The organism is Candidatus Koribacter versatilis Ellin345 (assembly GCF_000014005.1).
In the GTDB taxonomy this organism is placed as follows: domain Bacteria; phylum Acidobacteriota; class Terriglobia; order Terriglobales; family Acidobacteriaceae; genus Korobacter; species Korobacter versatilis_A.
In genome coordinates, this window is sequence record NC_008009.1 from 966,949 (window position 1) to 980,331 (window position 13,383).

The 13,383-nt window shown below is 58.4% G+C and carries 10 protein-coding genes; 5 read left to right on the forward strand and 5 right to left on the reverse strand.

Annotated features, from left to right (window positions below; all coding sequences use genetic code 11):
- Nucleotides 1-394: 394 nt before the first annotated feature.
- Nucleotides 395-3,520: a TonB-dependent receptor gene (locus tag ACID345_RS04030; RefSeq protein WP_011521590.1), complete on the reverse strand. Its 3,126-nt coding sequence runs from the start codon at nt 3,518-3,520 to the stop codon at nt 395-397.
- A 344-nt stretch (nt 3,521-3,864) separates the two neighbouring features.
- Nucleotides 3,865-7,092: a TonB-dependent receptor gene (locus ACID345_RS04035; RefSeq protein ID WP_011521591.1), complete on the reverse strand. Its 3,228-nt coding sequence runs from the start codon at nt 7,090-7,092 to the stop codon at nt 3,865-3,867.
- Nucleotides 7,093-7,655: 563 nt separating this feature from the next.
- Here ACID345_RS04035 and ACID345_RS26550 point away from each other — a divergent pair.
- A complete protein-coding gene (locus ACID345_RS26550) occupies nt 7,656-8,519 on the forward strand; it encodes a hypothetical protein (protein ID WP_011521592.1) in 864 nt (287 codons plus the stop codon).
- A 96-nt stretch (nt 8,520-8,615) separates the two neighbouring features.
- A complete protein-coding gene (locus tag ACID345_RS04050) occupies nt 8,616-9,467 on the forward strand; it encodes a halocarboxylic acid dehydrogenase DehI family protein (RefSeq protein WP_011521593.1) in 852 nt (283 codons plus the stop codon).
- A 30-nt stretch (nt 9,468-9,497) separates the two neighbouring features.
- Here ACID345_RS04050 and ACID345_RS04055 read toward each other — a convergent pair whose 3' ends face one another.
- Nucleotides 9,498-9,839, reverse strand: a complete 342-nt coding sequence (locus ACID345_RS04055) for a histidine triad nucleotide-binding protein (protein ID WP_011521594.1) — start codon at nt 9,837-9,839, stop codon at nt 9,498-9,500.
- Nucleotides 9,840-9,895: 56 nt separating this feature from the next.
- Here ACID345_RS04055 and ACID345_RS04060 point away from each other — a divergent pair, with 56 nt between their 5' ends.
- Nucleotides 9,896-10,369, forward strand: coding sequence for a GNAT family N-acetyltransferase (locus tag ACID345_RS04060; protein WP_228370731.1), 474 nt, complete (start codon nt 9,896-9,898; stop codon nt 10,367-10,369).
- A gap of 69 nt (nt 10,370-10,438) precedes the next feature.
- Here ACID345_RS04060 and ACID345_RS04065 read toward each other — a convergent pair whose 3' ends face one another.
- Nucleotides 10,439-11,227 carry a septal ring lytic transglycosylase RlpA family protein gene (locus tag ACID345_RS04065; RefSeq protein WP_041855427.1) on the reverse strand — a complete coding sequence of 263 codons (789 nt, stop codon included), beginning with the start codon at nt 11,225-11,227 and terminating at the stop codon, nt 10,439-10,441.
- Nucleotides 11,227-11,457 carry a hypothetical protein gene (locus tag ACID345_RS04070; protein ID WP_011521597.1) on the reverse strand — a complete coding sequence of 77 codons (231 nt, stop codon included), beginning with the start codon at nt 11,455-11,457 and terminating at the stop codon, nt 11,227-11,229. The genes ACID345_RS04065 and ACID345_RS04070 overlap by 1 nt, the downstream gene beginning before the upstream one ends.
- A gap of 339 nt (nt 11,458-11,796) precedes the next feature.
- On the opposite strand from ACID345_RS04070, the gene ACID345_RS04075 reads away from it, so the two are divergent.
- On the forward strand, nt 11,797-12,558 hold the full coding sequence (locus ACID345_RS04075) for a hypothetical protein (protein ID WP_011521598.1): 762 nt from the start codon (nt 11,797-11,799) through the stop codon (nt 12,556-12,558).
- 91 nt (nt 12,559-12,649) lie between these two features.
- The gene (locus ACID345_RS04080) at nt 12,650-13,342 is read left to right on the forward strand and encodes a hypothetical protein (RefSeq protein WP_011521599.1); all 693 of its coding nucleotides are present in this window, start codon (nt 12,650-12,652) and stop codon (nt 13,340-13,342) included.
- Nucleotides 13,343-13,383: the final 41 nt, after the last annotated feature.

Sequence of the window (13,383 nt, forward strand, 5' to 3'; positions counted from 1 at the left end):
TCAGAGATCGTCGTGATGACCGAACAGAAGCGCTACCTTTCGGCGTACCAAGCGGAGTGCGCAGACCACTGCCTGCAAGTGAGGCACTGGGGCTCGCTCCAATGTGTGAGGCAGGCGGGACAAACACCGCCCGTGTCGAAGGTGTTCCACACGTGTTTGCAGGTGCAGCACCAGCGACTATGCTCCCGCGGCTTCCGTCTACACAGAGGGCAGCGAATATGCGGGCCGCATGTATCGGCGCCCCCCTCGTGAGTTGTCTCGGGGTCGAGGACCGATGTCGAAGCATCTCTTTCGCGATCAGGCACGGTGCTCATTTTGCCACAGTTTTCGTGGCAATTTGGACCAAAGCAAAGGGCCGGCATAGTGCCGGCCCTTATACTGCCGAGCGTTCTGGTTAGAACGTGAGGCGTACTCCGTATTCACTCCACAGCGAACGCGGAGTCGTGGTGCTGCTGGGGTTGATGAAGCCCGCCGGATGCATGAACGTGGAGGGCGAGGCGATGTTGCCGTTGAAGTTGTTTCCGTAGTTCGGGGCGTTGGTCAGGTTAAACGCCTGTGCGGTGATCTGCAGGTTGAAGCGCTCACCCAGCTTGAAGTTCTTCGCCAAGCGGAGGTCAAGCTCGAAGGTCGGCTTGCCACGAAGCGGATCGAACTGCGCGAGGGTGCAATCGCCGTTGTAGAAGCACATCTGGAGGTTCTGCTGCGCTTCCGAGGTTGCATTGTCGTCGCCCGGATGAGCGGCAACGTACGACGCGATGTAGTTCGTGCCGTAGAGGTAGTTATTCGTCTGTCCCTTGGGGACGATTACGGCGGTCGCCGTGCCGTTACCGGTGTTGAGCGTGTTGTAAGAGTTGGTCAGAGCGTACGGGCGCGCCGAGCCATATTGCAAAATCGGCGAAGCCTGGATGCCAAAGGGGAAATCAACCAAACCGCTGATGGTCACGTGGTGACGTTCATCGGAATAAGTCGGTCCCCAGTTGTATTTGGCAAACGGATCGGTTGCGAGGAACGGGTAGTTGCGGAAGGCATAGTTGCCGTTGGTGTTGTAACCGTCGGCCCAGGCCAGGGTGTAGTACGCGTTGAACATGAAGTGATGCGTCATGCGCTGGCGGTAGCCGAAGTTGATGCCGTCGTAGCGGGATCGGCCGATGGACTGCTCATCGCGCACACTGTTCAAGCGCGGTTGGCCGGCAGCGGCAAAGGCATCGTCGAGAGGACGGAAGCAGCAAACACCACCGACCGGAACCTTCTGGTCGATATTCATGGTGCGGTTTTCATGCAGGTTTTGGACGTGCGTGAACTCCGTCTCGAACACCGAGTTGGAGGTTACTCCCCAAGAGTAGCCGAAGTTAAATTCCTCCGACACCGGGTTCTGGTAGTTAGGATCGACCAATCGCCCGGTGCTGCCTACAGTGAGGTCAGCAGACGGCGGGGCAATTGTGGGCATCGGGCTGATTCCATACTGCCATTGTCCGAGAGGAATTCCGGTGCCTGGAACGACATCGTTCACCGGATCGCTCAAACTGAACAGGGTCTGGAAGATCGTCGAGTTGGCCTGCTGTTCCATGAACAACGGAATGTTCTGGAAGGAGTTGCCGTAGTAGAGACCGAAGCCGCCGCGCAGGACGTGCGTGCCGGAACCGGTGAGGTCATAGGCGAAGCCAACACGCGGGCTGAAGTCCTTGTTGCTGGCGTGCGGGAGGCTCGCGACATACGGATTGGTGATCGGGCTGTTGATCGCCACCAATTCCTGGTAGGTACGGCTGTTCGTGATGTCGGACTGACCGTAGGTGTTGAAGTCCTTGTCCCAACGGATGCCGAGGTTCAAGTTCAATCGCGGCGTGACCTTCCAATCATCCTGGAAGTAGAAGCCGAGCTGCTTGGTCGGCACGATGAACTGCGGATCGCCGTTGGCGATGGTCATGCCGGTGACAGCGCCCTTGGTGGCGAACTGTTGCGGATAATATCCCGGACCGCACTTGTTGACGTCGTCGGTAGCGGCGGCCAAAATGCAGCTCGGGTCGGCGCCGAAATCGATTTCGAGAGTTGAGCTGTACTCGAAGAAGCCGCCCTCCACTGGATTCCAGATGTAGTCCACGCCACCTTTGAAGGTGTGCTTTCCGTGGGTCCAGCTGATGTCGTCCTTAAACTGGAACTTGCGCTGGAACGACTGCTGCGGAACGTTGGTGTTGGTGCCGAACGAAGCGTTCGGGAACGTGACCAGCGGCGCGCTGATGTCGCTGTCGATCAGGTTGTTCCAGTACTGCCACCCGAACGTGAACTGGTTGATCAGGTGCGACGTTAGCAAGGTATTCCAAGTCAAGTTGGCCAACTGCAGATGGTTCTTGGTGAAGTTACCGTTGGTCAGGTCGCCGGTACCGTCCGACTGATCGTTCAGGCTGTCGTTCACCTGCGAGTTGTAGGAAAGGTACGCGGAGTTCTTGCTGTTGACGTTCCAGTCGAGACGGCCGCTATAGCGAGTTTCGTTGAACGGACGCGGAATGACTGCTGACGGCTGAGCTGCGAGTCCAGCACCCGCCGCGAGGGAGAGTTCGTCGAACGAAGTGCCGCTCTCGCTGAGGCCCTGGCGTTCACGCTCATGTTCGAGTGCGAAGAAGCCGAAGAGCTTGTCCTTGATAATCGGGCCGCCGAAGGAGCCGCCGAACTGCTGACGGCTGTAGTCGGGGTGTGAGTGGAAGGCGCCACCGGTGCCATCCGGAACCATTTCGTCGGCGTCGAGGGCCGAGGTACGGAAGAAGCCGAAGGCGGAGCCGTGGTACATGTTGGTACCCGACTTGGTGATCATGTTGATGGCGGCGCCCTGCGAACGGCCGTTTTCAGCCGAGAAACGCTGGGTGCTGATCTGGAATTCCTGCACGGCTTCGAGCGGAAGCTGCATGACCGGTCCGCCAACCGTGTTGTCCTTGTTATCCACGCCGTTGACAGTCACGTTGACGTTACGGCCATCGGCGCCGTTCACGGAGAGAATCGCGTAACGGTTCTTGGTGGGATCGTAGGAGTCCGCGGCTTTCACGCCCGGAGCGAGGTAGGCGAGGTTGGCAACGTCACGTCCGACAAGCGGCATTTCCTGCACTTCGCTGGGCGTGATCTGCGTGCTTACGGAGGTCTTGGCGACATCCACGAGCGGCGCGGCTTCGGTCACTTCCACCACTTCGCTGGCGGAGCCTGGATTCAAGACACCGTTGATGGTCGAAGTTTGTCCGACCAGAAGCTCTACGTTTTCGGAAAGGCTTGCAAATCCGGACTTGGTGATCTTGATGCTGTATTGACCGGCAGACAACAGGTCGAAGCGGTACGCGCCGTTGCTGTCGGTGTTGGAAGTACGCGTTTGTCCGGTCGCTTTGCTCGTGATGGTGACTTGTGCGCCGGCGATGACCGCGGACGTCTTGTCATACACGGTGCCGGCGACATTCGCGCTAGCGGTCGCCTGGGCGAATAACATATGTGTCGCGCATAGCAGGAGCGCTAAGCTCAACACATAACGGATATATCTCCTCATTTTCCCTCCAAGGATGTCTCTGCAGTAGCCGTTGCACGTACGATCTGCAACGTTTGTTGCAGTTTCGATCGAGCGATAGGACTTCTCGACAGGCTGCGCCCTACGCGGGCATAGCCAAAAATAGGATTCTTTGTTAGCGGAAGAGCGAGCGGTAACCCCAACCCAAATTCCATCAATCCAGCGCAGACCCAATATGCGCTTTCGTGTCTCTGCGAACACTTTGGTGGTTGTGGCTTTTTACACCACGAAACAGGCGTTTCACAAGCAGAAAGTTGCGTTCTGTCCCATTCAAAAGAAGAGGGCACCTTGGGAGGTGCCCTCGAGTAAGCCAGGTTTCGCTGACCCTAGAACTCGAAACGGAAGCCGAACTGCTGACGGAACGGGCCCGTAAAGGCCGGACCGCCCTGGCCACCGCAGTATCCCTGCGGCGTTCCAAAGTTGGACTGGCTGGCGTTATTGAAGTAGTAGTTACAGAAGTTGTTTACGTTGCCGATGTTGTAGAACTCCCAAATCAACTGCAACGTCATGTGTTCGTTGAACTTGAATGCTTTAGCGACGCGCGTATCAATCTGGAAGAACGGGTCGCCACGCAGGGTGTCCGGCTTGAGCATGGTGCAACCCTTAGTGAAGATCGGATTGCCCGGAGTGCTACCGACGCAAGCGCGGTCAATCGTGGAACGTCCGTCGCCGTTAATGTCCGAACCAGCGATGAAATCATACGGGCGTGCCGATGCGGCCTGAACCAGTGGTGCAACTTCGAATCCCCACGGCAGTTGGAAGACGCCGCTCAACGTGAAGCGATGGCGCTCGTCAAAGCTGCTGTAGTTGAATTCGTTGGAAGCGAACTGCTGCTCCGGAGTGACATTGACGCCGCTGCCGCTATAGGACGACGTCGGGCGTCCACCCCACGACCGCGCCCAGGAGAGAACGTAGCTCGCCTGGAATTGGAAGTGGTGGCTCATCCGCTTCCGTAATTGGAAGTTGATGCCGTCATACAGAGAGCGGTTCGAGGTTGAGTAATCGTAGATAGCGCCCAATCGCCCGATGCCAAGGTTCTGGCCGGCGATCTGGCTGTCTGGTGCTTCCGAGAAGGCCGCGTCCATCAACCGAGTTCCCGCGCCGTTCACGCAGGTTGGGTTGGTAGGATCGCCGCCGTACGCCGGATCACAGGTCGATCCGATCTTCGGGTTCATGTTCAGAACGCGTGGTTCATGGGTGCCGAGCACGTGGTAGTAATCCGCGCCGAACGCGTAGTCGTTGCCGAACTGGCGTTCGCCGCCGATGGACATCTGCTGCGACCACGGGTCCGTCAAACGCGGGTCCTGCATACGGCCAACGGCGCCGGGTGCGAGGTCCGTAGTCGCCGCTTGCGGAGCCGGAAGCGGATCGATGCCAAAGCGGAAGTTGCAAAGGTCGGTTGGATCGGCAGTGCCGCCTGCAGGGCAAGACCCCGGGGCTTGGCTCGGGAAGTAGTCGATGATCGTGTTGTAAATGGTTGGATTGGTTTCCTGAACCGCGAAGAGCGTCAGGTTCTGGAAGATGGTGTCGCGTGCGATGCCATAGCCGCCGCGGATGACGCTCTTGCCCGAACCGGTGGGATCCCAGGAGAAACCAATACGAGGCTGGAATTCCTTCCAGTCGGCGGTGTTCTTGCTAGCCAGACTGGTATTGCCGGCGAGGTAGTCCGCCCTTTGAACGCCTGCTTGTGCCGCTGGATCAGACAGGTTCGCGGCGAGTACGTCGCGCAGGACTCGGACAGTGCGGTTCGTGCTGCTAAAGTTGTTCGTGAGCTGCGGGATGAGGAACAGCGGGTTCGCGTCCCAGCGCACGCCGGCGTTCAGCGTGAAGCGGTTGGTGACCTTCCAATCATCCTGGAAGTAGAACGCTAACTGGTGCGATGGAGGCTGTGCGGTCGAACCGGAGCCGCCGTTGTAGGTGAGTTCACCGACGGCGCCGCGGGTTGAGAAGCCGTCCGGATACGCCGCAGGGTTCGCCAGGATCGTCTTCGGATCATCCTGGAAGATGACTTGGTAGCCGTTGGCGCCGAAGTAGAAGAATCCGCCCATTACGTCCACGTAATCCCAGTTCACGCCCATCTTCATATTGTGGTTGCGATGCACCCACGTGAAGTCGTCGCGGAACTGGTATTTGCGAATCAGGGTTTCTTGGGGAACGTTGACGTTGTTGCCGACTTCCGGCACGCCACCGCCGCATCCGCCGCCGATACCGAAGCAGATTTCTGGATTGGTTGCAGTCCCTCCTCCCGCCACGTCGTAGGTGAAGGTGCGACCCGGCGCCGGAAGGATGTCATTGGTGAAGTCCTGGAGGTGGAAGTTGAACGAATTCACCTTGGTCGGCGAGATCGTGTAGTTGTGCTGCGCTACAAAGTCATGAAAACTGTTGCTGTCAGAAGTGGATTGGCTGGCGTCAGCCACGAACGGAAATCCAAGCTGATCGTTGGGGTTCGTCCATTTTTCCCACGCATAGCGATAGAACATGTTCTGACGATCGCTGATGCGATGGTCCACCTTCGCTGTCAGCTGCTGGTCGAGGTACGAGTAGTCGAGCTTCCTGATGGGAACCGCATAGTCCGGGAATGCAGCCGCGAACAGGGTGAGATTGTCGAATGCAGAAGGATCGACGCCAATGTCCTGGGGTTCGCGCTTCTGCTCGTATGCGCCGAAGAAAAACAGCTTGTCCTTGATGATTGGACCGCCGGCAGAACCACCAAACTGGTAGCGATGGAATTTGTTTTTCGGGTTTCCGGCGATTTCATTGAAGTAGCTGTTGCTGTTCAGACCGCTGTTTTGGAACAGGCTGAACGCCGTCCCGTGGAAAGCGTTGGTACCGCTCTTGCTGATCACGTTCACTACAGCAGCCGCTGCGCGGCCGGATTCCGCCGTATAACGGTCGGTCGTCACCTGGAATTCCTGGATGCCTTCCATGGTGAAGTTCTGGACGATGCCGCCGATGACGACGTCCTTGTTGTCGCCGCCATCCACGTTGTAGTCAATGGAGCGGCCGTCGCTGCCGTTCACGCTCACGTTGCCGGAGCGGGTCTTGGTCGGATCGAAGGCTTCTGCAGGACGCACGCCGGGGACGGTTGCCATCAAACCCGCGAAGTTGCGGTCCACGATTGGCAGTTCCTTCACTTCCAACGGCGATACTGAGCCGCCGATATCGGAACGCGTCGATTCGATAAGCGGCGCTTCCTCGGTGACGGTGATGGTCTCATTGGCGCCGCCCGTTTTGAGGGTGAAGTTCAGCGTCAAGGCCTGGCCGACGAGCAGCGGAACGCGCTCATTCACGGTCTTGGCAAAACCAGGGGCTTCCGTGGTGATGGTGTACGTTCCAGGGGGAAGGTCATTTATGGTGTACCCGCCGGTGGTGCTTGACTTGGTGGAGCGGGTCAGTCCGTTATCGACGTTCTTTGCGGTAACGGTCGCATTGGGAACGACTGCACTGCTGGAATCTACGAGGGTGCCGTTGATTTGTCCGGTAGTTTGCTGGCCGAAAGCGATCGAAGAGATCACCAGCAGGATGAGGAAGGTGAAGAGAACAGCTCGCTTCATGCTTTGCCTCCACTTTTGATTGAAAACGGGGCCCGATACAGGGAAACGCCAGCGTCGCCTGCGCCAACACTGGGGGATGAGCGGCAATTCAGCATTTTTGTGTCCAAATTGAACTTGCTGCGTTTACAATCAGTTACAAATTTTCACAACCCTTTCATCCCAGAATCGAGACGGTTTTCGACCGGGATGTCCATAAATCCATAGGGACGGATTGTGTGGGAGCAGGGCTGCGGGTTGCAACTACTGCGCAGCTTTGGCATCCAATGGGTCGGAAGGCGTTTAGCGGCGGGCATTATCAGTGGGTGTTTACCGGGTGTGTGCCGCACGACTGACTTTCCCGCTTGCGTTTCAACAGCAAGTGCGGGTAGTATCGAAAAGTCCTCCAAATAAGCCGCACTTCCCGTGCTGGCATTCCGGTACGAAACGGGTTCCAAACGTACTGGGCAATTTGACGAGAACTTTCCAGCCGAAGCCTGAAGTTAGCCAGTTCGCATAAGTGCGTTCCAGGTACGGCCGCAGAGTACGTGGGTTTACCAAGAAGCAACGCAGGACAAGAGAGACATATGAGTGAAGGACCGAACCATCCTTCCGGGCCGCCTCAACAGCAGCCCGGGGGAGGAAGAGGCCGCAGACGGCGTCGTGGGCGCCGTGGTCCAGGTGCAAAGCCCGGACAGCCCGGCCAGCAGCAGGGTCAACCTGTACAGAACCAACAGAATAATTCGCCCCAGCCGCAAGGTCAGGGGCAAGGCGGCGGCGGTGGCTTTAAGCGTCGCAAACGCTTCCGCAGCGGCGGTAAGAAGTTCGGCGGCGGTGGTGGCGGCGGGAAGCCGCAACGCCAGAACGAGGGCGGCCAGCCCAACGTCTTCAGCGCGCCTATGGACCACAGCTATCGCGCTAATGGCAATGTGAACGGCAACGTCAACGGCAACGGCAGCGGCAGCAATGGAGCTGGACGGCACTTCGGCCGCGGACATCAGCAGGCGAGGGTGTACCAGGAACCCATGCTCGAGCCGGTTCCCGCAGGCCAGCCGACCGATGCCATCCGGATCTTTGCGTTTATCGAGGACTTGTTCTTCCTCGCGAAGATCCAGGAGACAGCGCGCAAACTGAACGTGAAGGTACAGTTCGTGAAGAGCGACAAGGACGTGCTCGAAGCCGCGGAGACCAGCGGGGAGAAGCCGTCACTGATCATCTTCGACCTGAACAACCACCTCGCGAACCCGCTCAAGACGATCCCGAAGCTGAAGAAGGAATTCAAGAAAGAGACCAATTTCCTTGGCTTCGTCTCGCACATCCAGGGCGACCTGAAGTTGAAGGCGATCGAAGCCGGCTGCGATACCGTCGTGCCGCGCTCGGCCTTCTCGCAGAATCTACCCAACCTGCTCCGTCGCCACGGTGCGCCGGACGAGATCGAAGAAGTCCAGTAGGTTTCACGAATCGCGAGAGCCGCTGCCGAGTGCAGCGGCTTTTTGTTTCTCCGGCAACGCCCGCCCTCTCGTTCCTCTCTAATCGAGTGGGCCTCTATGTCTCTCCAGCGCGCACTTGAAGTCAACGAGCTCGCACCCGATCTGCGACCGATTTACGACGAGGTGCGCTCCGCCTTCGACATGCCGTACGTACCGACCATTTTTAAAGCAGCGGCGGGGAATTCGACCTATATCCGAGAGATGTGGGACGACCTCTACGAAGTGGCATGTTCGAAGGAGTTTCACGCCTCGGCAGAGACACTGAACCAATTCATCAACGCCCAGGTGATCGGCACGCGCTGGCGCTTTTCCAACCAGGAGCGGCTGCTCACGGCGCAGAAATTTTCTCCCGCCGACGTTCGCGTTATGGCGGGAGTGGCTTCGACATTCCAGCGCGCTCTGCCGCGGATGGCGCTGTTCACGCGGCTCATGCAGCGTGGTTATAGCGGAGGGCAGCGAGGACGCGTCAGCGCACGACATGGCAGCTCGCCCTTTGCGCGGATGATCACCCTGCACATTCCGAGCGAGAGCGAAGCTTCTTTGCGCACCTGGCTTATCTATTCGGAGATTAAGCGCAACACCGCTTCAAAGCAGGTGCCCAGCATGTTCCGCGCAATCTCGCCCTTTCCGGGCTACCTGGCTTCGGTATGGGTGGATACGAAACGTCTCTTCGCCGATCGGGAGTTTCTGCAGGCGCGCGATGAACTGTCGCGACGAACCTTAACGCTCTTACACGGATTGCCGGTGAGCGATCATCGTGCTCTGATGGACGACCTGCACCCGGAGCAGTGGCGCGAGATCGAACAACTGGTGGACGGTTTCGCTCGACTGGTGCCGCAATTCGCCATCGCCGCCGCGGTGTGGCGACGTTCGTTCGCGAGCGCGCAAAGCCAACTCATGGCGGGTTGATTCGACCATCAACCATTCCTGTTTGTGCGTCTATCCGGGTGGCCACGTGAGATCGCGTCCGCCAAGCAAATGCAGATGAAGATGGAAGACTGACTGGCCGGACTTCGGCCCGACATTGAGCACCGTGCGGTAACCGTCCTCGACGTTGTATTGCTTGCCGAGTTTGGCGGCGATCAGGTGGCAGTAGCCGATGATCTCGGCATCGGCTTCGCTGGCTTCTTTCAGGCCGGCGATGTGCTGGCGAGGAATAATGAGGAAGTGAATCGGCGCTTGCGGATTGATGTCCTGGAAAACGAAGACTTTTTCGTCTTCATACACTTTCTTCGATGGGATCTGACCGGCGACGATCTTGCAGAAAAGACAATCCGACATACGGGACCTCAGTGGCGTTATGGCGCCTATGGTATAGGAAGAACGGCGATCCCGTGATGAATCCGCGAGTCATTCTCACGACCGAGCGGCTGGTGCTGCGCCACTGGCGAAGCGAAGACCGCGAGCCATTCGCGCGCATGAACGCCGATCCGATAGTGATGCGGTTCATGCCGGCCGTGCTCAGCCGCGAGGAGAGCGATGCGCTGGTAGATCGGATCGAAGAGCACTTTCGCCAGCGCGGCCATGGACCATATGCGGTGGAGCTCCGCGAGAACGGAACGTTTATCGGATACACCGGCTTGTATGTGCCCACGTTCACCGCGCCATTCACGCCTTGCATCGACATTGCCTGGCGCTTGGATTGCGCGCACTGGAACCGTGGATTCGCGACGGAAGCTGCCCGTGCTGTAGCCGAGGATGGGTTTTCGGAGACTCGCGATCGAGGATCTCGTCTCGTTTACTGTGCCGGGGAATCTTCCGTCGCGACGGGTGATGGAGAAGATCGGTATGACGCACGATCCCGCAGATGATTTCGATCATCCGCGGCTGCCAGAGGGCCATCCTATGCGGCGACACGTGTTGTATAGGCTGCGGAAAAGCTAATCCAATCGCACGAGGAAAACATTGCCTTCGCTGACGTGCGTGGCGCGTGCGACTTCCTGGGCGCGCTTCTTGTCGTCCTGCGGAACTTTCACGCGGACCCAGTAGCCGCCGTCGGGGGCGGGGAATTGGATGACCTGCGTCGTTTCAAACGACTCGAGCAGGTGCTCTTTCAGCTTGATGGCGTCTTTCTGTCGGCTGAGGGCGCCGATTTGCACGCACCAGCGTCCGCCGTGATCTACCGGCGACGGTGCGCTGATGACCTCGAGCTTCACCATCGCGGTGCCGCTCTTCCAGACGTCTACTTGCTTCGCTGCGGCAAGGGAAAGGTCAATGATGCGGTTCGGCACGAACGGTCCGCGATCGGTGATGCGTACGACCGCGGAGTGGCCAGTCTGCTCGTTGGTCACGCGAACCACGCTGTTCAGTGGAAAGTCGCGGTGCGCGGCGGTCATGGCGTTCATGTCGTAGACTTCGCCGTTTGAAGCGCGGCGATTGTGGAAGCCGGGGCCGTACCAGCTCGCGTAGCCTTCCTGGGTGAAGAGCGAGTTTCCGTTGGGCTTTCGCGCTGCCGGAGGCGTTTTTTGCGTGTTCTTCGCCGATCGCGTGGTATCGGTTTTTGTCTGCGGTGGTGGATAGTTTTGTGAGGGCGGAGGTGGCGGAGGCGGATTGTACTTCGCCGCTTTTTTCTTTCCTCCGCACGATGCGAGCAGCAACAACACAGCGAGCGCTGCGGAATAACGCAGGGCGGTCAAGCGCACCGGCGAAAGGGAAGAACTACACGGCATTAAGTCTTTTTCTCGTCGGGTGCATCTTTCTGCTGGTCCATGAAGTCGGCGAATTTCGCCAGCTTTTCAGCGGCGACACGCAACCCGCGGCTCGAATGTTCGCGCACGGCGGGTACGACCTCGTCGTTGATATACGCAATCAGCTTCTCCGATTCACGGTCCAGCTTGTCGGCGGCCTGGTGAACGGCGCTATTGAAGCGTTCGTCGAACGGTCGGTTCTTTTCGTCCATGGACAGCTCCCAACGATACGGTGCCAGAGCACCTAGATTATCGGCTGCTGCTTACCGCGAATCAACCGGGGGCATACGACTAGCAACCAGCTGCACCCTCCACTGAAAACCCGCTTCTGTGGCCCAAGTTGTCGACGAGAGCTGGAATTCGTGTAGAGAGAGAAGCGGGCGTGAGCAGCGGGGTTGGCCGTCCATTTCGATCCTGTTCAAATTGGGCGGTAACTGCCGGGCAGGTACTTCAGATTGGAAATATCGCATGAAAAGCTGATTTTTCGCGGGTCAAATACAAACACACAGCTTAGAATGGCGTCCTAATTAAGGCAGCAGGAAGCCTGAACCGTGAAGCTGTCCGCAATACATTTCGCCGCGATTGCCGTGATCATGTGCCCGCTGATGGTGCATTCGCAGCAGGACGCGCTGCCGTCTGCTCCTTCGGCAGTTGCCGCCCAACGCGGTTTTGAAATGGCTACGGAAACGACGTTTATCGTGATGCCTGCGCACGATGCCAGCTTGAGTTCCTCGCACCTCAATACCGAGCAGAAATTCAAAAGCTTCGTTGAGCAGCAGTTCTCGCCGGCCGCGACGTTCTCTTCGGCGCTAACCGCGGGCTTCCATCCGTCGTGGAACAGCGGCCAGGTCAACGAGACTTACGCCGGCCGAGTGAGCAACGTGATCGAAGACCAGACGGAGCAAGGATTCTTCACCAAGTTCCTGCTGCCGACGGTGCTGCACCAAGATCCGCGCTACCATCCTTCGACTTCGGCGAATGCGGTCAGTCGCGCTGCCTATGCAATCTCGCGCGTGGTCATCGGCCGTACCGATAGCGGTCACGCGACTTTGAATACTTCTGAACTCACCGGCGCCGTCCTGGCAACAGCGATCCCCACGGTTTATCACCCGATTCGGCAGTATGACGCTGCCCAGACTGCAGGCCGTGCCGCCGGTGGAATTGCCACCGACGCCGGCATGAACCTGATCCGCGAGTTCTGGCCTGACGTCCGGGAATGCATGATGGATCACGGTCCGAGGATGGTGCAGAACCTGGTTACCAAGATCGGGCCGCGTCCGCAAACCACGCCGAATCAGTCTCCAATCAATTAGGCAGGGTCCGTTTCCACCCTTCAGGGTACCAACGTAATGTATGCACCTGCGTCGGTTAGTCGTAGAGTGTGCGTCCGGGGTTAAACCTCACATGCACGCTCGATATGCAGTAATTCTGGCCGCAGCGATGTCCCTCGCCAGCGCGCCGACTGTTCTGCCGGCACAAGCGCCGCCGGCAGCGCCCGCAAACGTTCTCGCGGACGGTACGCCCGTCCATCTAGTTCTTGCTCGCATGGTTTCGTCAGAGACAGACCAACCGGGAGAACTCGTCGAGTTCGTCGTGAAAAAAGACGTTCAGCTAAATGGGAAGGTCCTGCTCCCTGAGAATGCGTACGTCTACGGCAAAGTGGTTGCCGCGCAGCTCGACAACCGCGAGGCTGGCAAAGCCGGCTCGGTCGAATTCCGCCTCGAATCGCTGAAGCTCACGAGCGGGCAGGAAATCCCGCTGCGTACGATCAGACAGATTCCAAGCGGCGCCGGCAGCGACATCAAGCCTGAATCGCTGACCAACCTCGTCAACTCTCCGTATGCGCCTTTTGCGCATTTCAATAACGGCATGACTTGCACCGTTCCCAAGGATTCAATGCTGACGCTCTATGTTTCAGGCGATGTCGCCATTGGCCAAGCCGCGGTCGCCAAGCAGGTCACACAGGAACCGGCCGAGGATTCGGTGGCGAGCCGCATTGTGGACACGGCCAAGCCTGGAAAGTCGTTGGGCGATATTGCTCGCGAACAGCGTGATCGTGGAAAGATTGGCGGCGGCATGGTGAGTTCTCCGCAATAAGTTCAAGGCCGAACCCTCCAGGGTACATAGGAACCTCCGAC

Coding starts and splice junctions, on each gene's coding strand:
- ACID345_RS04055 (WP_011521594.1), bottom strand. CDS start 9,839: ATGTCGGATTGTCTTTTCTGCAAGATCGTCGCCGGTCAGATCCCATCG.
- ACID345_RS04050 (WP_011521593.1), top strand. CDS start 8,616: ATGTCTCTCCAGCGCGCACTTGAAGTCAACGAGCTCGCACCCGATCTG.
- ACID345_RS04030 (WP_011521590.1), bottom strand. CDS start 3,520: ATGAGGAGATATATCCGTTATGTGTTGAGCTTAGCGCTCCTGCTATGC.
- ACID345_RS04065 (WP_041855427.1), bottom strand. CDS start 11,227: ATGCCGTGTAGTTCTTCCCTTTCGCCGGTGCGCTTGACCGCCCTGCGT.
- ACID345_RS26550 (WP_011521592.1), top strand. CDS start 7,656: ATGAGTGAAGGACCGAACCATCCTTCCGGGCCGCCTCAACAGCAGCCC.
- ACID345_RS04060 (WP_228370731.1), top strand. CDS start 9,896: ATGAATCCGCGAGTCATTCTCACGACCGAGCGGCTGGTGCTGCGCCAC.
- ACID345_RS04070 (WP_011521597.1), bottom strand. CDS start 11,457: ATGGACGAAAAGAACCGACCGTTCGACGAACGCTTCAATAGCGCCGTT.
- ACID345_RS04080 (WP_011521599.1), top strand. CDS start 12,650: ATGCACGCTCGATATGCAGTAATTCTGGCCGCAGCGATGTCCCTCGCC.
- ACID345_RS04035 (WP_011521591.1), bottom strand. CDS start 7,092: ATGAAGCGAGCTGTTCTCTTCACCTTCCTCATCCTGCTGGTGATCTCT.